This window comes from Oceaniradius stylonematis, from assembly GCF_965223445.1.
Lineage (GTDB): Bacteria > Pseudomonadota > Alphaproteobacteria > Rhizobiales > Rhizobiaceae > Roseitalea > Roseitalea stylonematis.
The window spans coordinates 1168209-1193275 of sequence record NZ_OZ244994.1; the positions used below are offsets into that span (position 1 = coordinate 1168209).

Consider the following 25067-nt stretch of genomic DNA (forward strand, 5'->3'; position numbering starts at 1 on the left):
CGGCGCGCTCATGCTCCGTCCGGTCTGTCGTTGGATTCGGTTTCCGAAAGTGCCGTCGGCAGCACGACCAGACCCTGCGCGCTGTCGGCCCGGTGGATTTCGACGCCATAGACCGTCCGCATCAACTCATCGGTCAACACCGTGGCCGGCGGTCCGTCGGCGACGATCCGGCCCTCGTTGAGAACGACGATACGATCGCACCAGCGCGCCGCCAAGGAAATCTCGTGAAGACAGGCGACGACGCTGCGCCCTTCGCGCGCCAGATCGGAAAACGTCGCCATCAGCGCGATCTGGTGCGACGGATCGAGCCCGGCGGTCGGCTCGTCCGCAAGCAGCAGCGGCGTGTCCTGCGCCAGCGCCCGCGCGATCAGCACCCGCGCCCGTTCGCCGCCGGACAATTCGGTCGCGCGGCGGTGGCGCAGCGCGGTCACGGCCATGCGTTCCATCGCCGCCTCGATCAGGGCCTGGTCCTTCGCCGACGGCGCCGCCACGGCGCTTCGGCCAAAGGCCCGGCCCAGCCCGACAAGCACTTCGACGCTCACCGGCCAGTGCACCTCGCGTTCCTGCGGCAGATAGGCGGCGATCCGCGCCCGTTCGAGAGCGCTCATGGACCGGCTTTCAGCATCGCCAAGCCTTATGTCTCCCGCACCCGGGGCCTGCCCGAGGATGGCTTTGAGAAAGGTCGACTTGCCCGCGCCGTTGGGCCCGATCAGGCCGACGCATTCGCCCGGCTCGACGGTCAGATCGATCCCGTTCAGCACGGCTCGCTTGCCGAGAGCCACCGAAAGGTCCCGGACCGCAAGAAGGCTCATACCAATGTCCTCCGGTAGCGGAAGACGAGCCAGAGAAAGAACGGCGCGCCGATCAGCGCGGTCAGGACGCCGATCTTCAGGTCCCGGGCCGGCGCGACGATCCGCACTGCAATGTCGGCGGCCAGCAGCAGCGCCGCGCCGCCCAGCGCGCTCGCCGGCAACAGGCGCGAGGGCCGCGCGCCGACCAGCGGGCGCAGGACGTGCGGCACGATCAGGCCGACAAAGCCGATTGCGCCTGCAACGGCGGTCGCTGCACCGACCGACGCCGCCGTTCCGAACACCGCCAGAAAACGCACGCGGCCCATGTCGACACCCATGGATTGGGCCGCCTGTTCACCGAGCGTCAGAACGTCGAGCGGTCGGGCCAGCGCGGCCAGCATCGCCCAGCCCACCATCATGACGGGCAGCGACAGCCAGACATGGGTCATCGACCGGTCGTTGAGCGAGCCCAGCATCCAGAAGACGATCTCGAGCGCAGCGAAGGGATTGGGCGACAAATTGAGCGCCAGCGACGTCATCGCGCCGGCAAAGCTGGAGACGGCGACACCTGCCAGGATGATCGTCAGCACGTTGCCCGACAGGCCCGCCAGCGCCTGCACGATGAGCACAGCGACCACCGCGCCGGCAAGCGCGGCAAGCGGCAGACCGAGCGGAAACGCGGCGGCAAAGCCCGTATAGAGCGCCAGAACCGCGCCAAGCGAAGCCGAAGCGCTGATGCCGAGCAAACCGGGTTCAGCGAGCGGATTGCGCAGATAGCCCTGCAGCGCCGCGCCCGAAAGGCCCAGCGTCGCGCCGATCGCCGCCGCCAGAATCGCCCGCGGCAGCCGGATTTCCTGCATGATCAGGGCGAGTGGTCCGCGATCGTCTGAAAAAAGGCCGGCGAACGCATCGAAAAAGCCGGTCGCCGCGGGACCGGTCAAAAGCGACAGGCCGAACAGCAAAAGGACGACAAGCGCCAAAACGCCGATCAGGAGATGAAAGCGCGTCCTCTCACTCATCGGCCGCGGCAAGGTCGGCATGGGCAGCCAGGCGCCGTGCCGCTTCCAGTGTCAGGGGTGTGCCACAGAGCCAGTATGTGCTGTCCATGACGATGCCGCGCCCGGCGCCGGCAACGGCGCGATAGGCCGGGTGACGGAACGCTTCCTGTGCCCGCGCCGGCCGGCCGAAATCGCGCCCGCCGCCGGCGACCAGTTCGGGCTCGGCGTTGACGAGCATTTCCAGCGGCAGCTTCACCGTGCCCTCATAGCCCATCTCCCGGCCCAGATTTTTCAGCCCGGAGGCTTCGACAACGGCGTCGGCCAGCGTTCCGCCGCCGGACGTATAGCTGTTGGCAAAATAGAGCGCGAGCATCTGGTCGCTTGGCGGAGAGGCCCTTAGCGCAGCGAGATCCGCATCGAAACGCGCGACCAGCGCTCCGGCACGCGACGGATTGCCGAGCAGGTCCCCCATGCGGACGATGTTGGCACGAATGTCCGCAAGGGAGGCAACCGGCGCGAACTGCTCGACCCGGAAGCCGAGACGCTGAAGCAACGTCACTGTGGCACGTGTGGAGAACGTACCGGCGATGACGAGATCGGGCTTCATCAGGAAGATCTCCTCGGCCAGGCCGCGATTGAGCCGCAGCCCTTCAGCCTCGTTGGCCAGAACCGACATGGCGGGATCGGCGGCCAGCCATGACACCGAATGAAGCTGGCCCGGCCTGGCGACCAGCATGGCAAGCTGGTCGGTGCACACGTTCATCGACACGACACGCGCCGGCGGCTCTGCGGCCGGCACGGCCAATGCCCCACCGAGCCACACCATGGCGCCGAGCAACAGCGATCGCGACGCCCGCCACATGGTCAGAACCGCGCCTTGACGCCGGCAAAGGCGGCACGTCCCTGCGTGTTGTAGCCGAACACCTCCTCATAGCGCTCGTCCAACAGGTTCTCGACGCGGCCGTAAACCTCCACCGTCTCGTTGACCTTGAAGCTCCCGCCGATATTGACCAGCACATAGTCGGTCAGCGTCACGCGGGTCTGCGGCGTCGCATTGATGAATTCCAGATCGTCCATCGCCCCATTGTAGATGACTTCGCCGAAAAGCTGCGCCCGACCTTGATAAAACGTGTAGGCCGCCGAAAGCGATGCGCTGTGCATCGGCCGGCGCACCTCACGCATGCCGTTGGGGTCTGTGGCGTCGGTATAGGTGTACATCGCCGTCGTCGAAAAACCGTCGAACAGTTCGGCCGTCGCGGACAATTCGACGCCCTGCCTGTGCGATGTCCCGTTGAGGTTGCGCACCGTCTGCCCGAAGCCCTGGATCTCGTTTTCCAGATTTTGGTCGAACCATGTGACGTCGACGACGACCAGCCCGTCCCAGAGGCTTTGCTCGATGCCGACATCCCAGCCAAGGCTTTCCTCGGGCCGCAAATCGGGATTTCCCCGGAAGCTGCCCGGCACGAAGCCGAACTGCTCGAAGAAGGTCGGGTTCTTGACGCCGGTTCCGACCGAGGCGTGAAGGCGCGTGCCGGTGCCAGGCACGGCCCAGGCGCCGGCCACGCTGTAGGTCGTCGCATCCTTGAACGGGTCGTTCATGTCGTGGCGCACGGCGGCGTTCAGATAGAATTGGCCGGCGAACTCGCCGCGATATTCGGCGACGAAGGATTGCGTCACGCGCTCCTGCGTCGCGGTCTGCCAGAACCGCTCCTGCTCCCATTCATAAGCGCCGGTGACCGTATGGACGGCATCGAGCAGCGCAGGCGTTTCGAACATATAGCTCGACTGAACCTCCGCCTTCAGGCGATTGCCCTTGTTGGTCGAGGTAACGACACCGCCGCGTGCGCTGTCGCGCTCGTCGCCGCTCCCCGAAAACCGGGCGCCGTGCGTCCACGCACCATCGAGCGAGGTCCATGTGGCGCCGATCGCGCCGGAAAGCTCCTGCACATCCGACGTGTCGTCGCTGTCGATGACGAGCCCTTGCGTCGGCGTTGCGGGAAAGGCGAAATCCTGTCGGTCGGTCTCGACGAACCGGTCGACCATGCGGCCATTGGCGTCGATCACCAGATTGTCGTTGACGTCGAGCGTGAAGCGCCCGGTCAGTGTCAGGTTCTCGTCACCGTCCTTCTCGGTCCCGAAGTCCGAAAGGTTGAACCCGTCCGTGCGACGGAACCGCGCGGACACGGCCGCATCGAACCACTCCGTCCCGCCGCGCACGGCGACGCCGCCCAGAAACGTGCCATCGGTTCCGGTCTCGCTTTGAAGCAGCGCTTCGAACCCGTCGCGCGGCCCCCTTTTGGTGATGACGTTGATGACGCCGGCAAGCGCGTCCGATCCGTAAAGCGCGCTCTGCGGGCCGCGCAGCACCTCGATGCGGTCGACATCGCCGACCTGCAGGCCGCCAAAGTCGAACTCGCCCTGGCTGACCGACGACACTTCGACGCCGTCGATCAGAACCAGCACATGATTGCCCTCGGAGCCGCGCACGCGCACCTGGGTCGGCGCGCCGAACGAACCGGCACGCGAGACATGAAAGCCGGGCACCCGGCGCAGGGCGTCTGCGAGATAGCGTGTCTGGCTGCGCTCGAGCTCTTCCCCGGTAATCACCGTGAAGGCACGCCCGGACGCTTCCTGCTCGACCGGCGTCCGACCGGCGGTGATCAGAAGGGTCGGCAGGACCGTCGCGCCATCGTCAGTGCCCTCTTGGGCATGAACGGGCTGCGGCAGCGACAACGCCGCCCAGGCGGCTGTGGCAAGAAGAATGGTTCGGATCAAGGTAGTCCCCCAAATGTCCGTGTGGCCCGCACAAGGACCACGTGTTTGAACCCGGCGTTTGCCGGACCGGCCATTCTGATGGAGGAAAGCCACCCGACGGACGCTCCGCGCAAAGACGCATCTTTCGATGTCACCTCTGCGGAACAGACCGTGCCTTGCCACACCCCGTGGCCCGGCTGGGTGACCGTTCAAGGCAGGTTTCCTGGCTTCCGTTTCAGCGCCGCGCCTTGCCTTCCCATCCGTGCGGACAGTGGCGTGATCAGGCGGGCTCCACGGTTACAGTTGCGGGGGCAGCCATGGTCTTGGTCCCTTGCGGGTACGCCGCACCATGTTCCCTTTTAACGACCCGTCGGGTCGCACCTTGAAGCGGGCGAAACAAAACGTGGCGGGCGCCAAGAGTCAATCCTGAAACCGGAAAGACAGGCTTTGCCGCCTTGGCGCCTGCGCGGCTTCATTCCTCGAGTACGGCCTCAAAGCCCTCGAACTGCGGATGGCCCGCATACATGCCCTTGGTGTCGCCGGCATTGGCGTGGGCCTGGCGGAAATGGTCGGATCTGGTCCAGGCGACGAAATCGTCCCGGCTGCCCCAGATCGTGTGCGACGCATAGAGTGTGGTGCGGCTGTCTTGGTCGAAATCGCCCTTGAGCAGATGAAAGGTCTGAAATCCGGGCACCTGCTTGAGGCGCGAATCGCGGTTGCGCCAGACCTCCTCGAAAGCCGCCTCATGGCCTTCATTGATCTTGAAACGGTTCATCGCGACGAACATGGCTGGATCTCCTGTGGGGTTCTGGAATGGCGGCTTCCGGTTTGTGCAGATGCGTGCGCGACAGGCGTGTGAAGAACCGAACGCCGGCTGGCCCGGCCCGATCACCGGCGTATCTCGATCGGGATGACGAAGCGTCGCTGCGCGCCGGGCGGCGGCGCCGGAAACGGCGCGGCCCGTCGGATGTGATCGACGGCCGCGCGGTCGATGGCGGCCGAGCCGGAACTGGCGGCGACGGAGACGCCGGCAAGCCCGCCGCCGCCTCCGATCGAGAAGCTGACGCGCACCGTTCCGCTCCCGCCGGCGGCACGCTGCCGGGTGCGGCGTATCTTGGCGTACACCTTGCCGGGATAGTTCGAAGCCGCCGCATTGCCGGCCTCCCGCGCCGGCTGATTGCCCTGGCTTGTATTGGCGCTACGGCCCTGCGTCGGCCCGTCGGCGCGTCCGGCCCGCGCGTTGCGATCGGCCCGCCCCTGCTCTGTGCCGCGCGCCTGCTGGCGCGTCGCACGCTGCTGCTCGGCACGCCGTTGCCGCTCCGCCTGGCGCTGGCGTTCGGCGGCACGGGCGGCACGCCGCTGCTCCTCGGCCCGCGCGCGATCCACATCGATCTGCCGGAACGGACGGGCCAGCGGGACCGGCAGGACCGGTTCGTCCGGCCGCGCCTCGACCACATCGCTCGTCTCCACCGGTGCCACGGCGGCGATTTCGGGCGCTTGCGCCACCGGCAACGGTTCGGCCGAATCGCTGGGCGGCGAAACCGGCGCGACGACCGATCGGGTGCTCGCCGGCGCCGGTCCGGCGCTGGCATTGTCCGTGGGCGCAATGGCCTCGGTTTCCGCATCCACCGGGCTCAGCCGGTTGCCCGCCGCGACCAGTGATTCGAAGCCCGAGCCCAGCGCGGCGGCTTGGATGACCTCGCCGCCGGCCTCGATTTCCGGTTGCGTCGACGTATCGATGGATGCGCCGCCAAGGTGAACCCCGACCGAGGCGGTGAGCGCAAGCATGGCCGCGCCGGCAAAGGCAAGCCCGCGCCCGCTCATGGCCCCGCCAGGCTCCGCTCGGTGACGATGAAGACGCGTTCGACCCCGAGCGCCCTGAGTTCATCGCCGATTTCGATCAGCCGCGTTGCGGACAGATAGCGGTCGGGCACCAGACGTAATTCTGCGAGCGCCGGCGCACCCACTCGCTTGAGCGCCACATACTGCGCCGGCGTCAGTGTCGCACCGCGATAGGACAGTTGCCCGTCGGCAGCGATCACCAGCGCGTCCGGCGGTTCGCGGCTGTCGAGATCGCGCGTCGAGACGAGAGCGACATCGCCATCCAGCGGCGGCGCGACCTGCGCGGCGACAAGAAAGAAGATCAGCATCAGGAAGACGATGTTGATCAGCGCGATGGCCGGCTCGGACCGCCGGCCCGCCGCATCGTGATGGTCTGTCGCCTCAATGCGCATCGCAATCGGCCCTCAACGCACGATCTGCAGCGGCGGGCCGCCCGAAGCGCCCACCGCCGCGATCACATCGACCAGTTGCTGCGATGTCGCCCCGTCGCGGACCGACAGGATGACGACATCGGCGCGTCCCGCTTCGCGCAGCACAAGGAGCCGCTCGCCCAGCTGTGACACGTCCAGCGGCTCGGCATTCAGTGACAGCCCGTCTGCATGCAATTGCAGAAAGACCGGCGTCTGGTCGGCAAGCTGCGACGCCCCTCCGCCGGTCGACAGCTCGACATCGGCGAACCGCGAAAAGGTCGCCGTCAGCATGAAAAAGAGCAGCAGCAGGAAGATGACGTCGATCAGCGACGTCAGCGAGATGCGCCGCACGCGGCCATATGCACCCGCCTCAATGCGCATTGGCGGCACTGGCCCCGATCGGCCGCTCGCCGGCCCGTTCGGCTGCGGCAGAACCGGTCCGAACCGGGTTGAAGACGGCCGTCAGCGCCTCCTCGATGGCCAGTCGGTGGCGCGCGACCCGGCTTTCGAAAAAGCTCAGGCAGATCGCCGTCGGCATCGCCACCGCAAGGCCGACGGCGGTCGTCAGCAGGGCCACCCAGATGCCGCCGGCCAGAAGCGACGGATCGACCGCATTGCCCGCGCCCTGCAATTGCCGGAACGCCTCGATCATCCCCAGGACGGTGCCGAACAGGCCGATCAGTGGCGCGATCTGGGCAATCGATTCCAGCGCACGGAAGCCGCTCTGCAACCGCTGCAACTGCCGCGCCGCGACGATCGCGAAATGATCCTCGAGATCGCTTCGCGCAACATGGCCGCCGGTCTGCCCGGCCTGGCCCATCGCCTCGCGGACCAGTTCGGCGAGCGCCGTCTTCCGATCGGCAAGATGTGATCGCGCCGCCGCCCGATCGCCGGCCCGCCACAGGCGTACCGCCTCGTCCACATGCCGGTCGGTGCCCGTGCCCCGCCGCACATATTGCGCCATCTTGTAGATCACGATGGCCAGCGCGATCACCGACAGGACCAGCAAAAGTGCGACCACCGGGCCGCCCAGAGCGATCAGACCGGCGGCGCGGTCGATCGGGTTGGCAAGGCCGAAAATCATCCCGCAATCTCCATGCCGATGCGGCTGGTTGCGTCGAGGTGTTCGATGCACTCGCCGCCGGTCAGCCCTTCGCCCTTGCATGCCGATGCCCCGTTGATCAGCACCTTGCCGATATCGGAACATTGCGTGTCGGGCAGATCGAACTGCCGCACCCGCATCTTGCCGGCCGGCACCTCGCGAAAGTCGAACAGGGTGAACCGGTCGACACCGCCTTCGGTGTCGAACAGGACGGTCTCCAGCGACAGTTCCGCCAGATCGGCCCCCAGCCCGTTATGCGTCATGAAGACCAGCCGGCATGTCGCTTCGAGCTGCTCGGCCTTGTTGATCTCGATCGCAAGGGACCGGACCGGCGTCTGCCCTTCGGCCGACACCGGACCCGTCGCCGCGAGCGCGAACGCGTGCAGGAGGATCAGCTTCATCGAGAGGGCGTTGCGCATCGCCGGGGCCAGCATCTGTCTCTCCCAGAAAGTGAGTGTTCTTGCGACCGACGTTTGAAGGTCCGGCCCTTGACGGGTCCCGCCGTCCGCAGGTTTTCTTGGTACCTTTCGCCGGCACCGTTATCAACGAGGCTGACGACTTCGAAGCCGAAAAGCGGACACTGTGCTCCGGTATCTTGCCACCGATCGTCAGAAGCGCCTCGTCGGATGCGATCGATGTCGGCGGCCGGTTGCGGAAGTACGCGGCGCGGCGTGACCACACCGGGCCGGAAGAGCGCCGTGCCCGCCGGTGCCGGCTTGCGCCTGTCCGCGCCCAATCCGCCGATGATGGTCAGCGGGTCCGCACAGATGAATTCGTTCTGCACCAATGCGCCGAACCGCATCGTCGCGGAGTCGAGGCCCGGCCATGAGACCGGCGCCCGGCGGGATTCGTGGCACGACCTCGTGCCGCAAGCCCGCGGCGGCCGCCCTTGACATCCAAAAGGGAATACAACATCATTCGTAATTGCGAAATATATTCCATTATAAGGGAGTTCTAGAATGTCGATTTCGCGCACTTGGATGACTTCGGCGGCGGCAATCGCTATCGGACTGTCCGCTTATTCCGTGCCCGCCTGGGCCGACAACACGCTGGACGTGGCAATCATCGGCGAAGCGGACACGCTGGACCCGATGCTGTCGACCAAGGATGTGGTCTCGATCGTCACCCAGCATTTCGTCGAAACGCTCTACACGTTCGACGCCAACTGGAACGTCGCGCCGCTTCTGGCGGTCGATCTTCCCGAAATCTCCGACGACGGCCGGACGTACCGGATCGCATTGCGCCAGGGCATCACCTTCCATGACGGCTCGTCGATGGATTCGGCCGACGTGGTCGCATCGCTGCAGCGCTGGACCGAAATGGCCTCGCGCGGAAAGGCCGTCGCCGACCGCATCGAGGCCATCGAGGCGGTCGACGCCAACACCGTCGAAATCCGGATGACGGAGCCCTACTCGCCGCTTCTGTCGCTGCTCGCCTTCTCCAACTCGGCCGCCGCGATCTACCCCGAAGAGGTGCTGGGCGAAGCGCTCAGCGCCATCGTGGGCACCGGCCCCTACAAGATCATCGAACATGTGCCGGATCAGTATCTGCAACTGGGGCGGTTCGAGGCATATCAAGCGCGCGACGAAGAGCCGAACGGCCCGGCCGGCGGGCGTCTGCAGCTCGCCGACGAGATCCGTTTCATCCCCGTGCCCGATCCGAACACGCGCGTGGAGGGTCTCCTGTCCGGCCAGTATGACTTCGCCGACGGCCTGCCCGCCGAATCCTATGCCCGCATCGCCGAAAGCGAGGCGGCAGAACCGGTTCTGCTGCGCCCGTTCGGCTGGCCGATTTTCGCCATCAACCACAAGGACGGGCTTCTGACCGATCTCAATGTGCGCAAGGCATTGCAGGCCGCCCTGCCCCACGACGACATGATGTTCGCCGCCTTCGGCGACGACAATTTCTTCATCGTCGACGCGCCCATGTATCCGGAGGGATGGACGTGGCGCAACGATGCCGGCACCGAGCTCTACAACCAGAACGACCAGGCCCGGGCGGCCGAACTGCTCGATGCCGCCGGTTATGAAGGCACCCCGCTGCGCATCCTGACCTCGCGCCAGTACGAGTTCCACTTCAAGATGGCCGAGGTTGCCAAGATGGCGCTCGAAGCGGCCGGCTTTGCCGTTCAGATGGATGTCGTCGACTGGGCAACGCTCGGCCAGCGCCGCAACGATCCGGCGCTCTGGGACATCTACATCACCCACTCGCCGTTCCTCCCCGAGCCGGCTCTGACCAGCCTCTATTCCGCCACCTCGCGGCTGGGCTGGGCAGAGCCGGACAAGGAGGCGACGCTGGCGGCCTTCACCACGGCCACCGACCAGGCCGAGCGCGAGGCGCTGTTCGCCGATCTCCAGAAGGCGGTGTTCGAGGATGTCGGCTTCATCAAGATCGGCGGCTTCAACGCGCTGCAGGGCCAGCGTGCAGGCATGACCGGCGTCAATCCCTCGCCCTGGCCCTATTTCTGGAACGCCAGACCCCAATAGGATCGCATCCGTGGGAGGCGGCCTGCTGCGGGCCTCGATGGTCCGCAGCTTACAGAGTGTGATGCAGTGACCCGGTACATCGTTCAACGCATAGTCGGCATGCTGGTGGTCGTCCTTCTGGTCCTGACCATCGCATTCGTCATCGTCCGGCTGGCGCCCGGCGATCCGGCGGCGCTCATGCTCGGTCCCGAAGCGACACCGGCCGAAGCGGCCGAACTGCGCGAGCGGCTGGGTCTGAACGAACCGATCCCCATCCAGTATCTGAGCTTTGTCGGCAACGCCTTGCGCGGCGATCTGGGCACGTCGATCTTCTTCAACCAGCCGGTCACCCGGGTGCTGCTCGCCCGTGCGGAGCCCACTGTCTATCTGGCGCTTTTCTCGCTGATCATCGCGCTGATCATCGCCGTGCCTATCGGCATTTATGCCGCCTACCGGCGCGGGTCCTGGCTGGACCAGACCGCCATTTCGACGGCCATGCTCGCCGCCTCGGTGCCCAGCTTCTGGACCGGCCTGATGTTCCAGCGTTATCTGGCGACCGAACTGGGCTGGTTTCCGGCGGCCGGCTATGGCGGCCCCGATGCCGACTTCTGGGTCCGCATGGGCCATCTCGTGCTGCCGTCGATCGTTCTGGGGATCGTCAATTCCGCGCTGATCCTGCGCTTCACGCGTGCCTCCATGCTCGACGTTCTGGGCGAGGACTATGTGCGCACGGCCCGGTCCAAGGGCATGACGGAATGGCGCGTCGTTCTGCGGCACGCGCTCAAGAACGCGGCCATACCGATCATCACCGTCATCGGTCTGACATTCGCCCTTCTGGTATCCGGCGCGGTCGTCACCGAACGTGTGTTCAACATTCCCGGAATGGGCAATCTGGTGGTCAGCGCCGTGCTGCGGCGCGACTATCCGGTCATCCAGGGCACACTGATCGTCGTGGCGACGCTCTATGTGTTCATCAATCTTCTGACCGACCTGCTCTATCTGCTCGTCGACAAGCGGGTGAGGTACTGATCGATGTCCGCATCCGCGCTTGCCGACGAACCCGGTTTCCTCGAAGCGCTGTTTGCGCGGCGCGCCGTGCTCGTCTCGCTGATCGTGTTTCTTGTCATCCTCGCCGCCGTGATCCTGGCACCGCTGATCGCGCCGGCCGACCCGTCCGCGATGAGTGTGCGCAACCGGCTGGCCGCGCCCGGCGGCGACTACTGGCTCGGCGCCGACGCGTTCGGCCGCGATGTCCTGTCGCGCCTTCTCTATGCCGGCCAGGTCTCGCTGACGATCGGCTGCGGCGTGGCGCTTGTCGCCTCGGTCGTCGGCATCGTCTTCGGGCTGGTCGCCGGCTTCTTCCGGCGGCTGGACGGTCCGGTCTCGCGCATCGTCGATGCGATGATGGCGTTTCCCGACATTCTGCTGGCGATCGCGCTGGTGGCGATTCTGGGCGGATCGATGATCAACGTCATCATCGCCCTTTCGATCGTCTATGCGCCGCGGATCGCGCGCATCGTCCGCGCATCGACCCTGGTCATCCGGGAGTTGCCCTTTGTCGAGGCCGCGCAGGCGCTCGGCAGTTCCACCGGCTTCATCATGATCAACCATGTGCTGCGCAACATCGTCTCGCCGATCATCGTCCAGGCGACCTTCATCTTCGCCTATGCGATGCTGGCCGAAGCCGGCCTGTCCTTCCTGGGCGTCGGTGTCGATCCCTCGACCCCGACATGGGGCACCATGATCAATGAGGGGCGGCAATATATCGACCAGGCCGCTTTCCTGATCTTCTTTCCCGGCATTGCGATTTCCGTCTCGGTCCTGTGCCTGCAACTGATCGGCGATGGCCTGCGCGATGCGCTCGATCCCCGGATCGCAAAGGAACTCTGAAATGGCGCTTACCCTGACCAATTTCGAGGCCGTCGGCTTTGACGGCACCGCGCCCCGAACGATCGCGATATCCGACGATGGCACGATCGTCCGCGATGCGCTGCCCGGCGCCGAAACGATCGATTGCAAGGGTGCCCGCCTGTCGCCGGGATGGACCGATCTTCACGTCCATGTCTGGCATGGCGGGACCGATATCTCCGTGCGGGCCAGCCAGGCCGGCCGCGCAACGGGCGTCACCGCCATGGCCGATGCGGGCTCGGCGGGCGAAGCCAATTTCCACGGCTTGCGCGAATATGTCATCGAACCGCATACCGAGACGATCAAGGCGTTCCTGAACATCGGCTCGATCGGGCTTGTCGCCTGCAACCGCGTCTCCGAACTGATCGACATGCGCTCGATCGACATCGACCGGACGCTCGAGGTCATCGAGGCCAACCGCGATGTGATCTGCGGCATCAAGGTGCGCGCCAGCGGCGTCATCGTCGGCACATGGGGCATCACGCCGGCCAGGATAGCAAAGCGCGTCGCCGAGATCGCCGGCCTTCCCGTCATGGTCCATATCGGCGAGCCGCCGCCGCTGATCGACGAGATTTTCGACATCTTGACCCCCGGCGACATCGTCACCCACTGCTTCAACGGCAAGAAGGCCGGTTCCGTGCTCGACACACCGCAGGTCTATGCCAAGGCCAGGGATCTGGCCCGGCGCGGCGTTCTGATGGACATCGGCCATGGCGTCGCCTCGTTCGACTTCGGCGTCGCGCGGCGGGCCGTCGCCGACGGCTTTCTTCCGTTTTCGATTTCGACCGATCTGCATCTACGCAACATCGGCGGACCGGTGCACGACATGGCAACGACGCTGTCGAAGATGCTGGCCATCGGCCTGCCCCTCGAGGCATGCATCGACGCCGTGGCCGCCAGTCCGCGCGCCTTTCTGGGCCTTTCCGCCGGCGACGGGCTGGTGCCCGGAAACAAGGCCGACTTCACGATCTTCGACATCGTCGACGGCGAACTCGACGCCGTCGACAGCCAGGGCAATCACCTGATCATCGATCGGGTCTTCGAGCCGCGATGGACCGTCCTTGGCGCGTCGGTCGAGCCGGCGGCGCGCCGTGTGCCGGATGCGGAGAGCCCTGCATGAGCGGCGACACCATCCTCAAGGTCAGCGATCTGCGCGTCGAATTTGCCGGCCGGCGCAGCAGCACCGCTGCGGTCCGAGATGTCAGCTTTTCGCTCGGCACCGGCAAGACGCTTGCCCTTGTCGGCGAGTCGGGCTCGGGCAAGTCGGTCACGTCGCTGGCCATCATGGGGCTGTTGCCGCGCGCCGGCAGGATCGCCAGGGGCACCGTCCGCTATCGCGGCCGCGATGGCGAAGCGGTCGATCTGGCGGGGCTTTCCGAAAAAGCGATGCGCCGCATGCGCGGCGCCGAAATCGCCATGATCTTCCAGGAGCCGATGTCCTCGCTCAATCCGCTGTTCACCATCGGCGACCAGATCGGAGAGATGCTGAAGCTGCACGGCGATCCGGGCCCGGCCGAGCGGCGAAAGCGCGTTCTGGAGATGCTCGAACTGGTGGAGATTCCGGCCGCCGCCCGACGCATCGACAACTATCCGCACGAACTGTCGGGCGGCATGCGCCAGCGCGTGATGATCGCGCTCGCCATAATCTGCAAGCCGGCGCTTCTGATTGCCGACGAGCCCACCACCGCGCTCGATGTCACCATCCAGGCACAGATTCTGGACTTGATGCGCCGGCTGCAGCGCGAACTGGGCATGTCCATCCTGTTCATCACCCACGACATGGGCGTCGTTGCCGAGATGGCCGACGATGTGGCCGTGATGTATTCGGGCGAGATCGTTGAACAATCGGCCACCCGCCCGCTTTTCGCACGTCCTTCACATCCCTATACGCAAGGTCTCCTGGGCTCGATCCCGCAGCCCGGCCGGCCAGAAGGCGAACGGCTGGTGCCGATCCCCGGCACGGTGCCGCCGCCGCATTCCATGCCGCCCGGTTGTGCCTTTTCCCCGCGCTGCCGCTACGCAAGCCAGCGCTGCGAGGTCCCGGTCGCGCTGGTCGAGGCCCGCGCGGGGCACATGGTGCGCTGCATCAAGACAGCGGAGATCGCCGCCCATGCATGAGACCGCCGCCGCACCGCCGCTGATCTCCATCCGGAACCTGTCCAAGCGGTTCGAGACGCCGCGCGGCACGGTTCATGCGGTGCGCGATGTCAGCTTCGACATTCCGCGCGGCTCGATCACCGGGCTGGTCGGCGAGTCCGGTTCGGGCAAGACGACGCTCGGCCGCGCCCTGCTCCGGCTGATCGAGCCGTCGGACGGACAGACCTTTTTCGACGGCACCGATCTGAACACGCTCGGTGCCGGCGCCATGCGCGCCATGCGGCGCCGCATGCAGATCATCTTTCAGGACCCCGTCTCCTCGCTCAATCCGCGCATGCGCGTGCACGAGATCATCGGCGAGGGCCTGCGGGCGCACGGGCTGGGCGATCGCCGCAAGCGGCGCGACATGGTCGCCGGCCTTTTGGCGGAAGTGGGCCTGCAGCCCGATCACATGTCGCGCTATCCGCACGAGTTCTCCGGCGGCCAGCGCCAACGGATCGGCATCGCGCGTGCGCTCGCGCTGGAACCGGAATTCATCGTCGCCGACGAAAGCGTGTCGGCGCTGGATGTGTCGATCCAGGCCCAGGTGCTCAACCTGCTTCTCGAAATCCGCGACAAGCGCAATCTGACGATGCTGTTCATCGCGCACGATCTGTCGGTGGTGGAATATCTGTGCGACAAGATCGTGGTCATGTATCTGGGCCGCGCCGTCGAAATCGGCGATGCCGGACCGGTCTATCGCGCCCCCGCACACCCATACACACGCGCGCTGCTGTCGGCCATTCCCATTCCGGACCCCGAACGACAGGCGAACCGCGAGATACTGGCCGGCGACATTCCCAGTCCGCTGTCGCCGCCATCGGGCTGCGTCTTCCGCACACGATGCGCGCACGCGCTGGAGACCTGCGCACGGGGCGAGCCCGGCGCCCTTGCCGTCTCGGCCAACCATACCGCCTTCTGCAAGAGAATAGAGGAGCTTGCATGACCCAGACCCGGCTCATTGAAACGCCCCAGACGCGGCTTGCCATGCTCGGCCACGCATTGCCGGTGCGGGCGCCCGCGCCGGTGGGCGCGTTCGACAATGCCCGGCGCCATGGCGATCTGCTTTTTGTTTCCGGCCAGGGACCGGTGCGCGAGGACGGTTCGCTCGCACACGGCAAGGTCGGTCTCGACGTATCGGCCGAAGAGGCGCGCGCGCATGCCGAACTGGTGACGCTGAACCTTCTGGCCGTCGTCAACGACAAGCTGGGCGGGCTCGACGGTGTCGGCGCCGTCGTCAAGCTGGTCGGCCTTGTCAACGCCACGCCGGATTTCGAACGGCATCCGTTCGTCATCGACGGCGCTTCGGAACTGCTGCATGCGGTCTTCGGTGCCGACGGCGTGCATGCGCGCACATCCTACGGCGTTGCGTCATTGCCCAACAAGATCACCGTGGAGATCGACGCGATCTTCGCGGTGCGACCGGAATGGGGTTGACCTCTTCCCAGCCTGACGTTTTCGGCGCGGCGCCCTCAGGCCGCCTTCTGGCCCAGCGCGCGCTCCACGGCAAGGGCCGCGTCCTGGACGGCATGCGCCAGTTCGGCGCCCCGTGCCCGCGCCTGACGCTCCGACAGGACGACCGAGATCGTCGCCGTGCAGGCACCGGTTTCATCGCGGATCGGCGCGGCGATGCAGGCGACCGAAAACTCCGAGCTGCTCATCTGGATCGAAAGCCGGTTGACGAAGTCGGCGCGCGATTGTGCGGCCAGCTTGTCCGGATCGGTTTCCGCCGTGCCCGTGTGGGAGGGCTTGGCACAATCGGCAAAGGCCGCGCGCCGTTCATCGTCGGGCAGGTGGCCCAGCAGCAGGCGGCCGGACGCGGTCCAGTTCAGCGGCACGCGGGTGCCGACATTGGAGGCGACGCGGAAATGGCCCTCGCCTTCGGCCATGCCGATGACGACCATCATGCCCTCGTCGCGGGCGCAGATCTGGACCGTCTCCCCCGTCGCCTGCGACAGGCGCTGCATTTCGCGCTTGGCCTCGGCAAACATGTCCATGCGGGCGCGATAGACAAGCCCGTAGCGCATCAGTCGCGGCCCGAGCCAGACCCGGCTTTCGTCCGACCGGGACAGCACGTCCCGTTCGACCAGTTCGTCGACGATCCGGTAGATGGTCGAGGCGGGCGCGCCGGCCGACTTCGCCAGATCGTAGGCGCTCATGGGCTCCTGGCGTTCGGTCAGAATATCCATCACCTGAAGCGCACGGTCGATGCCGCTGGTGCGCTTGCGTTTTTCGTCGGACATGGGCTGTTGCTCCGGCTTCGCTTTTTCTTCCACTATTATGGAAACCGTTCCCAAAGCACAAGGCACGCGACATGACGACACCGACTGCGCAGGCCCCCGATCGGGCCTTCTACACAAGCCGCGGCCTCACCCCCGTGATCAACGTGTCCGGGACGATGACCGCGCTCGGTGCCTCGATCGCCGGCAAGCCCGTGCGCGACGCGACCGCCGAAATCATGGCCCATTTCGTCAACATGCACCAGTTGCAGGCGCGCGCCAGCCGCACCATCGCTATGGCGACCGGCGCGGAGGCCGGCTGCATGACCGCATCGGCCAGCGCCGGCATCACCCTGTCGGTCGCCGCATGCATGACGGGGGTCGATCCGGCGCGCGCCGAGGCGCTGCCGAAGCGTCCGGGAGAAAAGAACGAGGTCGTCATCCAGCTGGGGCACATGTGCGGCTATGGCGCGCCGGTCTCGCAGGCCATCGAACTGGCCGGCGCCACCGTCTGCCCGGTCGGCCAGTCGACGCTGGTCATGGATCATCAGCTCGAGGGCGCTTTGACCGAGAAGACGGCGGCGGCGGTCTATGTGGTCTCCCATCACGTCGTCCACTACGGCCAGATGCCGCTCGAGCCTTTTGTCCGGATCTGCGCGGCCAGGGGCGTGCCGGTGATCGTCGATGCGGCGTCCGAATACGACCTGCGCGGCTTTCTGGCGGCCGGCGCCGACATGGCGGTCTATTCGGGCCACAAGTTTCTGGGCGGGCCGACCTCGGGCATCATCGCCGGCCGCCGCGATCTTGTCCGCGCCGCCTATCTTCAGAACATCGGCATCGGACGCGGCATGAAGATTGGCAAGGAGAGCATTGCCGGCGCGATCGCAGCCCTGGAGGCATGGCAGACGCGCGATCATGCCGGCATCCGCGCCGGCGAGCGCGCCGCGCTCGACCTGTGGCATTCGACGCTCACCGGTTTCGACGGCGTCGATCCGAAGATCGTCCCCGATCCGACCGGCAATCCGCTGGACCGGCTTCAGGTGGAGATCGACGCGAGGCGGCTCGGCGCGAGCGCGGCGACGCTGGCACGCGTGCTCGCCGAACGGAACCCGGCGATCGTCGTCCGCAATCACGAGGTCGAACTGGGTTACTTCCAGCTCGATCCGTGCAATCTGAAGCTCGGCCAGGCCGAACAGGTGGCCGCCGCGCTGACCGATGTTTTTGCACGTGCCGCGCAATGGGAAGCCCGGCCCGGCGATTTCGATGCGGCGCGCAATGGCGGCGTCGACGGTTACTTGAACTGGCCGGCCGAATAGCGGCGATTGCGCGACAATGACTGGCGCAAGATGGCCGGCCGGCGGCCGCGTCGGCTTGCAGGCGGGCCTTTGGGCCATGTGGCGCGAGCCATCCGCCTTAATGGAAGTCCCGGCTCTTGGGGATGATGCGCACATCGCGCGGATGACGGTCGCGGCCGGGCGCCGGGCCGCCCTTGACGCTGTCGCCCCTGGCAAATTGCGGGCGGATCACCTCGTCGGCAGGCGAAAGCGCGATGGTCGGCGTATGCGCATCCGACAGCCTGTTGAGTTCAAGGGTGCGGTCCAGAATGGATGTGGCGATCAGATGGATGACGCCTTCCTTGCTCTTTTGGACATGACCGCACGCGACCGCCAGCTTGGCGCCCATGATGGCCCGGCGGAAACGCTCGAACCGGCGCGCCCAGACCAGCACGTTGACGATGCCGGTCTCGTCCTCGAGCGTCATGAAGATGGCATTGCCCTTGCCCGGCCGCTGCCGGATCAGCACGACGCCGGCGGTCCTGATCCATTTGCCGTCCGGCATGTCTGCGACCTGCTGCGATGACAGGATCCTGTCGGCCGCAAAGACCGGCCTGAGCAGCGCCATCGGATGGCTTTTCAGGGAAAGCCGGGTGGTCTGGTAATCGGCCACCACATGTTCGGCCAGCTTCATCGCAGGCAGGGCGGCGTCCGGCTCGGCGGACAGTTCGTCGCGCCGCGCCGCCTCGAACAGCGGCAGCGGCACATCGTCCGGTAGCCGCCGCACCGCCCACAGCGCATCGCGGCGGTCGAGCCCGATCGAGCGGAACGCATCGGCATCGGCGAGGATTTTCAGCGCCCGCTTTTCGAGCCGTGCGCGCCGCCAGACCATTTCGGCGCTGTCGAAACCCGCGCCGCGCACGGCGGCGATCCGGTCGGCCCAGTCCTCGTGGAACCCGTCGATCTGGCGAAAGCCGAGCCGCAGCGCCAGCACGCCGTCTTGCGCCCTTTCGAGCGTGTTGTCCCATTGGCTGCGATTGATGTCGGCGGCGCGCACCTCGACGCCGTTCTCCTGCGCGTCGCGCACGATCTGGGCCGGCGCGTAAAAGCCCATGGGCTGGGCGTTGAGCAGGCCGCAGGCGAACACCGCCGGCTCGTGATGCTTGATCCATGACGAGATGTAGACGAGCTTGGCGAACGAAGCGGCATGGCTTTCGGGAAAGCCATATTCGCCGAACCCCTTGATCTGGTTGAAGCAGCGTTCGGCGAACTCGCGCTCATAGCCGCGCTCCACCATCCGCTCGACCATCAGATCCTCGAAATTCTGGATCGTGCCGACATGGCGGAAGGTGGCCATGGCCCGGCGCAGCCCATTGGCCTCTTCGGGCGAAAAGCGCGCCGCGACCATGGCGATCTTCATCGCCTGCTCCTGGAACAGCGGCACGCCCTTGGTCCGGTCGAGCACCTTGCGCAACTCATCGGGCGGGCCGTGCTCCGGAGACGGCGCGGGATAGACGACGTCTTCCTCGCCATTGCGGCGGCGCAGATAGGGATGGACCATGTCGCCCTGGATCGGGCCGGGCCGCACGATCGCCACCTGAATGACGAGATCGTAGAACTCTTTCGGCTTCAGCCGCGGCAGCATGTTGATCTGCGCCCGGCTTTCCACCTGGAAGACGCCGATGGACTCGCCCCTTTGCAGCATGGCGTAGACATCCTGGTCATCGGGCGGAAAATCGGCGAGGGAAAGATCCCGGCCGCAATGATCACGCATCAGGTCCATGCATTTGCGGATGCAGGTCAGCATGCCCAGGCCCAGCACGTCGACCTTCATCAGGCCGAGTGCGTCGATATCGTCCTTGTCCCATTCGATAAAGGTGCGCTCGTCCATGGCCGCATTGCCGATCGGCACGATGTCGTCGAGCCGGTCGCGCGTCAGGACGAACCCGCCCACATGCTGGGACAGGTGCCGCGGAAAGCCGAGCAGTTGCGTGGCAAGATCGATGGCGCGCCCGATGACGGGATTGTCCGGATCAATGCCGGCTTCGCGCACATGCTTCTTGGCGATCTCGGTGCCCCAGCTGCCCCAGATCGTGCTTGCAAGGCGCGCCGTCACATCCTCGGTCAGGCCCAGCGCCTTGCCCACCTCGCGAATGGCGCTGCGCGGCCGGTAGCTGATGACGGTGGCGGCAATGCCCGCCCGCTCGCGGCCATAACGCTGATAGATGTGCTGGATCACCTCCTCGCGCCGCTCATGCTCGAAATCGACATCGATGTCGGGCGGTTCCTTGCGCTCGGACGAGATGAAACGGGCAAACAGGAGATCATGCTCGGCCGGATCGACCGCGGTGATGCCGAGCACGTAGCAGACCGCCGAATTGGCCGCCGAGCCGCGCCCCTGGCACAAAATGCCCTGATCGTCGGCAAAGCGCACAATGTCATGGATGGTCAGGAAATATTGCGCGTAATCGAGCTCGGCGATCAGCGCCAGCTCCTGTTCGAGCAGGCCGGCGACCTTGTCCGGTATGCCGTCCGGATAGCAAAAGGGCGCGCGCCGCCAGACCAGTTCCTCGAGCCATTGCTGCGGCGATTTGCCGGGCGGGATCGGCTCTTCGGGATACTGGTAGGTCAGCTGGTCGAGCGAGAAATCGATGCGCGCCAGAAAATCGACCGTCTCTGCAACCGCCTCGGGCACATCGCGGAACAGCCGGGCCACTTCGTCCGGTGTCTTCAGATGGCGTTCGGCATTGGCCTGCAGCCGATAGCCGGCATTGTCCAGCGTACAGCCCTCGCGGATGCAGGTGACGACATCCTGCAGCGGGCGCTGACCCGGATCGTGATAGAGCGCATCGCCCACCGCGATCAGCGGGATGCCGCTCCGGTCGGCGATCGCCTTGAGACACAAAAGCCGCCTGCGATCGTCGCCGCGACAGGCCATGGATGCGGCCAGCCAGACCGCGCCGGGCGCGTGCGCGGAAATCCTTGAGAGGCGTCGAACCAGATCATCGGTGCGGTCGGGCGGCATGACGATCAAAAGAAGGTCGCCGCAATGGCGCAGAAGATCGGCCTCGTGGATCAGGCAGCCGCCCTTTTCGGCACGGCGCTTGCCGAGCGTCAGAAGCCGGCACAGCCGGCCCCATCCGGCACGGTTTTCCGGATAGGCGATGATGTCGGGCGTATCATCGGCGAAGACCAGCCGCGCGCCCACCACATAGCGCAGCGGCAATTGCGCATCCTCGCCATGCACGTCCCGCCATGCCTTGCACGCCTCCCTGTAGGTGCTGTGGCCGCGCACGACGCCGGCCACCGTGTTGCGGTCGGCGATGCCGATGCCCGCAAGGCCCAGTTCGAGCGCGCGCATCACGAAATCGCCCGGATGCGACGCGCCCCGCAAAAACGAGAAATTGGTCGATACCGCCAGTTCCGCATATCGGTTCATGCGAACAGCCCGTGCATGAACCAGCGGGGATGGTGCGGCAATTCCTCGTAAAGACCGTGACGGAAAATCCAGAAGCGGCGGCCATGGCTGTCCTCGACGCAATAATAATCGCGCGTCCGGCTGCCTTCGTCGCCGCGCCACCATTCTGGCGCGATCCGCTCCGGCCCTTCGGCGCGCGCGATCTCGTGCAGCACGCGCCGCCAACGGAACCTGAGCGGCGGCCCGTCCGGGATCTCGGCCAGCGCCTCGATCGGCTGGGGCTGGGCGAACAGATGCACCGGACGCATGGGACGCGCATCGGCCGGAGCCATTTGCCAGTGCGTGGCTTGGGCGGCCGCATGCCCGGCAGGCATGGCACGCACGGCCTCTTCGGGGATATGGGTTTCGGCGGGAACAAACTGCGTCACCGCATGCCGGCCGAACCGGGTGCTCAGCCGGTCGATCAGCGCCGTTACGTCCTCATCCTCGACCTGACGGCCGTCCAGCGTGTGCTGGGCCGTTTCCAGAGCCGCCGACACCGGTACCGACAGCCGGATCAAATCATAGCCGTAGCCGGGATCGAGGGGATCGCCGAGCGTGTCGATCCGTTCCCGGAAAAGCCGCGTGACGACCTCGGGCGCCCGGACCGGTCGCGCCGTCTCGATCGTCAGCCGGCTGACCGTGCCATCGGTACGGAACAGCGCCGCATCGAAGCGCCGCCCGCCATGCCCGCGCTTTTCCAGACTGTCGGCGGCGTGGCCCGCGAGCGCTTCGAGCGTCGCCAGCACATCGCCTGTCTGTGTCAGCGGTTCGGCGAAGCGGCGCTCGGCGCTGCAGACCGGCACAGGCCGGCGCGGCGCGATCGCAATGTTCTCGCCGCCCTGAAGCCTGACGAGGCGTGCCGCCAGCGCCGCGCCGAAACGCGCGACCAGCGGCTTGTGCGGCCGGCATGCCAGATCGCCGACCGTCTTCAGCCCGGCGCGCAGCAATGCCGTCATGGTCTCGGCGCCCGCCTCGAGCGCGGCCACGGGCAATGACGCGACGGCCGCGGCCTCCCCGCCCGGTGCGACGATCACATGTGGCTGGCCGAAGCGCGCCAGCGCACGCGCCGCCTGCGGCGTGCCGGCAAGGGCCGTGCGCACCTGCGTTGTCCCGTGCGACAGGCGCGCGACGAGATCGTCGAGCAAGCCCTTTTCGCCGCCGAACAGATGGGCGCAGCCGGTGATGTCCAGAACCAGCCCGTCGGGCGCATCGAGTGCCGTCATCGGCGTGTAGCGGTCGCAGAAATCGGCGATCCGTTCGAGCCACGCCGCATCGGCCGCATGGTCCATTTCGACGGCGGCAAGCTGCGGCACCCGCGCCCGCGCATCGGCCAGGGTGAGCCCCGGCGTCAGGCCCATCGCCATGGCTTTTGGATCGACGCGGACGACGCGCAGCGCATTGTTGTGCTTTTCGGTGAAGCACAGGCACGCGTCAGCCTGTGCGTGCGAGCCGTTCGACTGGCGCCGGAACCGGTCGCTTGTCAGGAACGGCAGCCACACTGCCAGATACCGTCGCGGCATGCCGGAAACGCTTTCGTTCATGATCCCACTCCAGATGCCAGCGCTGGCCGGATGCGCCGGCGCGGTTGCGCAACAAGGTGATGTCGAAGGCCGGCCTGCCCGGCGCATTGGCGGCCAGCGCACGGGACGGCGCCGCCGCAACCTGCCAGCGTGTCTGCGCAACGCTCGGACCCGGCTCGGCGGCCAGCCGCATGAGGAGCGGCGTCGTGCCCGATGCTTCGGCGGCAAGCGCAAGCCGGCGCGTCGCCGTCAGATCGAGGCTCCTGGGCATGCCCCAGAGTTCGATCAGGACCGCGCCCAGCGCCGCGCAGCGCACCGCCTCCAGTGCGGCGCGCAACCCGTCCTCGGGCCGCCGCGCCCGCACATGGATGATATGGGCCGGATCGAGCCCCAGCGCCGCGAGCCCCGGCATGAACAAAGGGCCGGCCTCGGTTTCCGAAAAACCCTGGCGGATCCAGACGATCCTGCCCGCATCGCCTGAAATGCATTGCGCCAGGCCGGCGCAAAAACCCGTCAGCGCCGCCGCATCCGCCGCTTGCGCCGCAAACATTTCGTGCAGGGCGCCGCGCGCCAGCGCGCTGCCCAGCGCCGCGTCGGCCCTTTCCGCCCCCAGCGTCACAAAGCCTTGCTGGTCCGTCGGCTTCTGCATGGGCGCCAGGGCCGTGATCTGACGCTGCAATTCGATCAGTGTCGGTTGCATGAAAATCCACAATGTTCACTTTTTGTTCTTATTACATGACAACCCTTCGCCAGAGTCAATTCACAAGGCGGATCGTCGATGCTCGGACATCCGGCCAGCCCGTCCGTACACGGATGCCCGGTGCCGGACGGAGATGGTCCGGACCATGCCTCCATCAATTCAGAGCACGCCGATTGGACGCCGGACACCCTGCGACAATCGCGCCGGAACCGGACCGGCTTCTTGTTCGTTGGCGGCCTGACGCAGCATTCGGGAGCACACTCATGGCGGACATCAAGGTCGGCGACACGGTCACATGGTCCTGGGGCGACGGCACGGCCAAAGGCTCCGTGACCGAACGGTTCACCGACAAGGTGACGCGGACGCTGAAAGGCACCGAGGTCACACGAAATGCCGGCGACGAGGATCCGGCGTTCCTGATCGAACAGGACGATGGCGACCAGGTGCTCAAATCGGGCAGCGAACTCGACCATGCCGACGGCTGACGACGCGCCGCCGCCCGGCCTCGTCTATTATCCCGACAGCAGGCCCGGCATTCGCCGCAAGCGGCACGGGCGCGGCTTCACCTATCTGGCGGCCGACGGCACGCGGATCGACTGCGCGCGCGAACGGGCGCGCCTGAAGGCCCTCGCGGTTCCGCCCGCCTATGAGGATGTCTGGATGTCGCCGCTCGCCAACGGCCATCTGCAGGCGACCGGCCGCGACGCGCGCCGCCGCAAGCAATATCGCTATCATCCCGACTGGACCAAAGCCCGCTCCGACGGCAAGTTCGACCAACTGGCGACGTTCGGAGCAACCCTGCCCGCGCTGCGCCGCTGGATCAGCGACCGCCTGACCGGCGAGGTCGGCGACCTTGAAACGGCGGTCGCCGCTGTCCTGGCGCTGATCGACCGCGGCGCCCTGCGCGTCGGCGATCCCGGCTACACCGCCGACAATGGCAGCTTCGGCGCAACGACGCTGCGCAACCGGCATGTCCGGTTCGACGGCACGCGTGTGCATCTCGACTTCGTCGCCAAGGGCGGCAAGCGCGTGCACCAGACGGTGGTCGGCGCGCAATTGCAGCGCGTCCTTCAGCGCAGCCGCGACCTGCCCGGCAGCGAACTGGTCACATGGCTCGCCGACGACGGCACGCCGCGCATTGTCCGCTCGGAGCATCTGGGCGACGTGCTTGCGCGCATCTGCGGCGATGGCACCACCGCCAAGAGCTTGCGCACCTGGCACGGCACCCATGCCGCCTTCATGGCCGCCACGAAACCCGAACCGCTGACCATCCGGATCATGAGCGAAGCGGCGGCCGAACGGCTGAACAACACGCCGTCCATCGCGCGAACGAGCTACATCCATCCGGCGATCATCGCGCTCGCCGAACTGTCAGACGACGAACGCGCGACGCGGCTGGATGCTCTGGGCGACGACACGCGCGACGGCCTGCGCCGGGGCGAGGCTGCGCTGCTCGCCTGTCTGCGAGAGGCGGCCTGACAGGCCGCG

24 protein-coding genes and 1 riboswitch are annotated in these 25067 nt (G+C 66.6%); of the genes, 10 read left to right on the forward strand and 14 right to left on the reverse strand.

Annotated features, from left to right (window positions below; translation table 11 throughout):
- Positions 1 to 8: 8 nt before the first annotated feature.
- From ACOQOU_RS05795 to ACOQOU_RS05840, 10 genes are all read right to left on the reverse strand, one after another.
- Positions 9 to 812 carry an ABC transporter ATP-binding protein gene (locus ACOQOU_RS05795; protein WP_306025120.1) on the reverse strand — a complete coding sequence of 268 codons (804 nt, stop codon included), beginning with the start codon at positions 810 to 812 and terminating at the stop codon, positions 9 to 11.
- Entirely contained in the window at positions 809 to 1810 is a 1002-nt protein-coding gene (locus tag ACOQOU_RS05800) for a FecCD family ABC transporter permease (protein ID WP_306025119.1), read from the reverse strand. The genes ACOQOU_RS05795 and ACOQOU_RS05800 overlap by 4 nt, the downstream gene beginning before the upstream one ends.
- A complete protein-coding gene (locus ACOQOU_RS05805) occupies positions 1803 to 2651 on the reverse strand; it encodes an ABC transporter substrate-binding protein (protein ID WP_306025118.1) in 849 nt (282 codons plus the stop codon). Before ACOQOU_RS05805 ends, ACOQOU_RS05800 begins: the two co-directional genes overlap by 8 nt.
- 2 nt (positions 2652 to 2653) lie before the next feature.
- Positions 2654 to 4564 (reverse strand): TonB-dependent receptor plug domain-containing protein, encoded by a 1911-nt coding sequence (locus tag ACOQOU_RS05810; RefSeq protein WP_306025117.1) that lies wholly within the window; start codon positions 4562 to 4564, stop codon positions 2654 to 2656.
- Positions 4565 to 4738: 174 nt separating this feature from the next.
- Positions 4739 to 4943: riboswitch (cobalamin riboswitch) on the reverse strand.
- Positions 4944 to 5015: 72 nt separating this feature from the next.
- Entirely contained in the window at positions 5016 to 5330 is a 315-nt protein-coding gene (locus tag ACOQOU_RS05815; protein WP_306025116.1) for an antibiotic biosynthesis monooxygenase family protein, read from the reverse strand.
- Between the two features lie 101 nt (positions 5331 to 5431).
- Complete coding sequence (locus tag ACOQOU_RS05820; protein WP_306025115.1) at positions 5432 to 6367, reverse strand: TonB family protein; 936 nt, start codon at positions 6365 to 6367, stop codon at positions 5432 to 5434.
- Positions 6364 to 6777, reverse strand: a complete 414-nt coding sequence (locus tag ACOQOU_RS05825; RefSeq protein ID WP_109767495.1) for an ExbD/TolR family protein — start codon at positions 6775 to 6777, stop codon at positions 6364 to 6366. The genes ACOQOU_RS05820 and ACOQOU_RS05825 overlap by 4 nt, the downstream gene beginning before the upstream one ends.
- Before the next feature lie 12 nt (positions 6778 to 6789).
- Positions 6790 to 7176: an ExbD/TolR family protein gene (locus ACOQOU_RS05830; protein ID WP_109767496.1), complete on the reverse strand. Its 387-nt coding sequence runs from the start codon at positions 7174 to 7176 to the stop codon at positions 6790 to 6792.
- Positions 7166 to 7879 (reverse strand): MotA/TolQ/ExbB proton channel family protein, encoded by a 714-nt coding sequence (locus ACOQOU_RS05835; protein WP_109767497.1) that lies wholly within the window; start codon positions 7877 to 7879, stop codon positions 7166 to 7168. The genes ACOQOU_RS05830 and ACOQOU_RS05835 overlap by 11 nt, the downstream gene beginning before the upstream one ends.
- Complete coding sequence (locus tag ACOQOU_RS05840; RefSeq protein WP_306025114.1) at positions 7876 to 8331, reverse strand: hypothetical protein; 456 nt, start codon at positions 8329 to 8331, stop codon at positions 7876 to 7878. The genes ACOQOU_RS05835 and ACOQOU_RS05840 overlap by 4 nt, the downstream gene beginning before the upstream one ends.
- Positions 8332 to 8877: 546 nt before the next feature.
- Here ACOQOU_RS05840 and ACOQOU_RS05845 point away from each other — a divergent pair.
- From ACOQOU_RS05845 to ACOQOU_RS05875, 7 genes are all read left to right on the forward strand, one after another.
- Complete coding sequence (locus ACOQOU_RS05845; RefSeq protein WP_420578879.1) at positions 8878 to 10383, forward strand: ABC transporter substrate-binding protein; 1506 nt, start codon at positions 8878 to 8880, stop codon at positions 10381 to 10383.
- 66 nt (positions 10384 to 10449) lie between these two features.
- Positions 10450 to 11391 carry an ABC transporter permease gene (locus ACOQOU_RS05850; RefSeq protein ID WP_306025112.1) on the forward strand — a complete coding sequence of 314 codons (942 nt, stop codon included), beginning with the start codon at positions 10450 to 10452 and terminating at the stop codon, positions 11389 to 11391.
- A 3-nt stretch (positions 11392 to 11394) separates the two neighbouring features.
- Entirely contained in the window at positions 11395 to 12252 is an 858-nt protein-coding gene (locus ACOQOU_RS05855; protein ID WP_109767501.1) for an ABC transporter permease, read from the forward strand.
- Position 12253: 1 nt separating this feature from the next.
- Positions 12254 to 13390, forward strand: a complete 1137-nt coding sequence (locus ACOQOU_RS05860; protein WP_306025111.1) for an amidohydrolase/deacetylase family metallohydrolase — start codon at positions 12254 to 12256, stop codon at positions 13388 to 13390.
- On the forward strand, positions 13387 to 14388 hold the full coding sequence (locus ACOQOU_RS05865) for an ABC transporter ATP-binding protein (protein ID WP_306025110.1): 1002 nt from the start codon (positions 13387 to 13389) through the stop codon (positions 14386 to 14388). The genes ACOQOU_RS05860 and ACOQOU_RS05865 overlap by 4 nt, the downstream gene beginning before the upstream one ends.
- Positions 14381 to 15352 carry an ABC transporter ATP-binding protein gene (locus ACOQOU_RS05870; RefSeq protein ID WP_306025109.1) on the forward strand — a complete coding sequence of 324 codons (972 nt, stop codon included), beginning with the start codon at positions 14381 to 14383 and terminating at the stop codon, positions 15350 to 15352. The genes ACOQOU_RS05865 and ACOQOU_RS05870 overlap by 8 nt, the downstream gene beginning before the upstream one ends.
- Entirely contained in the window at positions 15349 to 15843 is a 495-nt protein-coding gene (locus tag ACOQOU_RS05875) for a RidA family protein (protein WP_109767505.1), read from the forward strand. Before ACOQOU_RS05870 ends, ACOQOU_RS05875 begins: the two co-directional genes overlap by 4 nt.
- A 35-nt stretch (positions 15844 to 15878) precedes the next feature.
- On the opposite strand, the gene ACOQOU_RS05880 is transcribed toward ACOQOU_RS05875, so the two are convergent.
- The gene (locus ACOQOU_RS05880) at positions 15879 to 16649 is read right to left on the reverse strand and encodes an IclR family transcriptional regulator (RefSeq protein ID WP_109767506.1); all 771 of its coding nucleotides are present in this window, start codon (positions 16647 to 16649) and stop codon (positions 15879 to 15881) included.
- Positions 16650 to 16720: 71 nt separating this feature from the next.
- Between ACOQOU_RS05880 and ACOQOU_RS05885 the strand changes: the two genes are divergently transcribed.
- The gene (locus tag ACOQOU_RS05885) at positions 16721 to 17941 is read left to right on the forward strand and encodes an aminotransferase class V-fold PLP-dependent enzyme (protein WP_306025108.1); all 1221 of its coding nucleotides are present in this window, start codon (positions 16721 to 16723) and stop codon (positions 17939 to 17941) included.
- Between the two features lie 97 nt (positions 17942 to 18038).
- Here ACOQOU_RS05885 and ACOQOU_RS05890 read toward each other — a convergent pair whose 3' ends face one another.
- The 3 genes from ACOQOU_RS05890 to ACOQOU_RS05900 are packed head-to-tail and all read right to left on the reverse strand — an operon-like array spanning position 18039 to position 23579.
- Positions 18039 to 21338, reverse strand: a complete 3300-nt coding sequence (locus ACOQOU_RS05890) for an error-prone DNA polymerase (protein WP_306025107.1) — start codon at positions 21336 to 21338, stop codon at positions 18039 to 18041.
- Complete coding sequence (locus ACOQOU_RS05895; RefSeq protein WP_306025106.1) at positions 21335 to 22900, reverse strand: Y-family DNA polymerase; 1566 nt, start codon at positions 22898 to 22900, stop codon at positions 21335 to 21337. The genes ACOQOU_RS05890 and ACOQOU_RS05895 overlap by 4 nt, the downstream gene beginning before the upstream one ends.
- On the reverse strand, positions 22791 to 23579 hold the full coding sequence (locus ACOQOU_RS05900; protein ID WP_120222786.1) for an ImuA family protein: 789 nt from the start codon (positions 23577 to 23579) through the stop codon (positions 22791 to 22793). Before ACOQOU_RS05900 ends, ACOQOU_RS05895 begins: the two co-directional genes overlap by 110 nt.
- Before the next feature lie 263 nt (positions 23580 to 23842).
- On the opposite strand from ACOQOU_RS05900, the gene ACOQOU_RS05905 reads away from it, so the two are divergent.
- Together ACOQOU_RS05905 and ACOQOU_RS05910 are read left to right on the forward strand one after the other, a co-directional pair.
- A complete protein-coding gene (locus ACOQOU_RS05905; RefSeq protein ID WP_109767583.1) occupies positions 23843 to 24064 on the forward strand; it encodes a DUF2945 domain-containing protein in 222 nt (73 codons plus the stop codon).
- Positions 24051 to 25058, forward strand: a complete 1008-nt coding sequence (locus ACOQOU_RS05910; protein ID WP_306025105.1) for a DNA topoisomerase IB — start codon at positions 24051 to 24053, stop codon at positions 25056 to 25058. The genes ACOQOU_RS05905 and ACOQOU_RS05910 overlap by 14 nt, the downstream gene beginning before the upstream one ends.
- Positions 25059 to 25067: the final 9 nt, after the last annotated feature.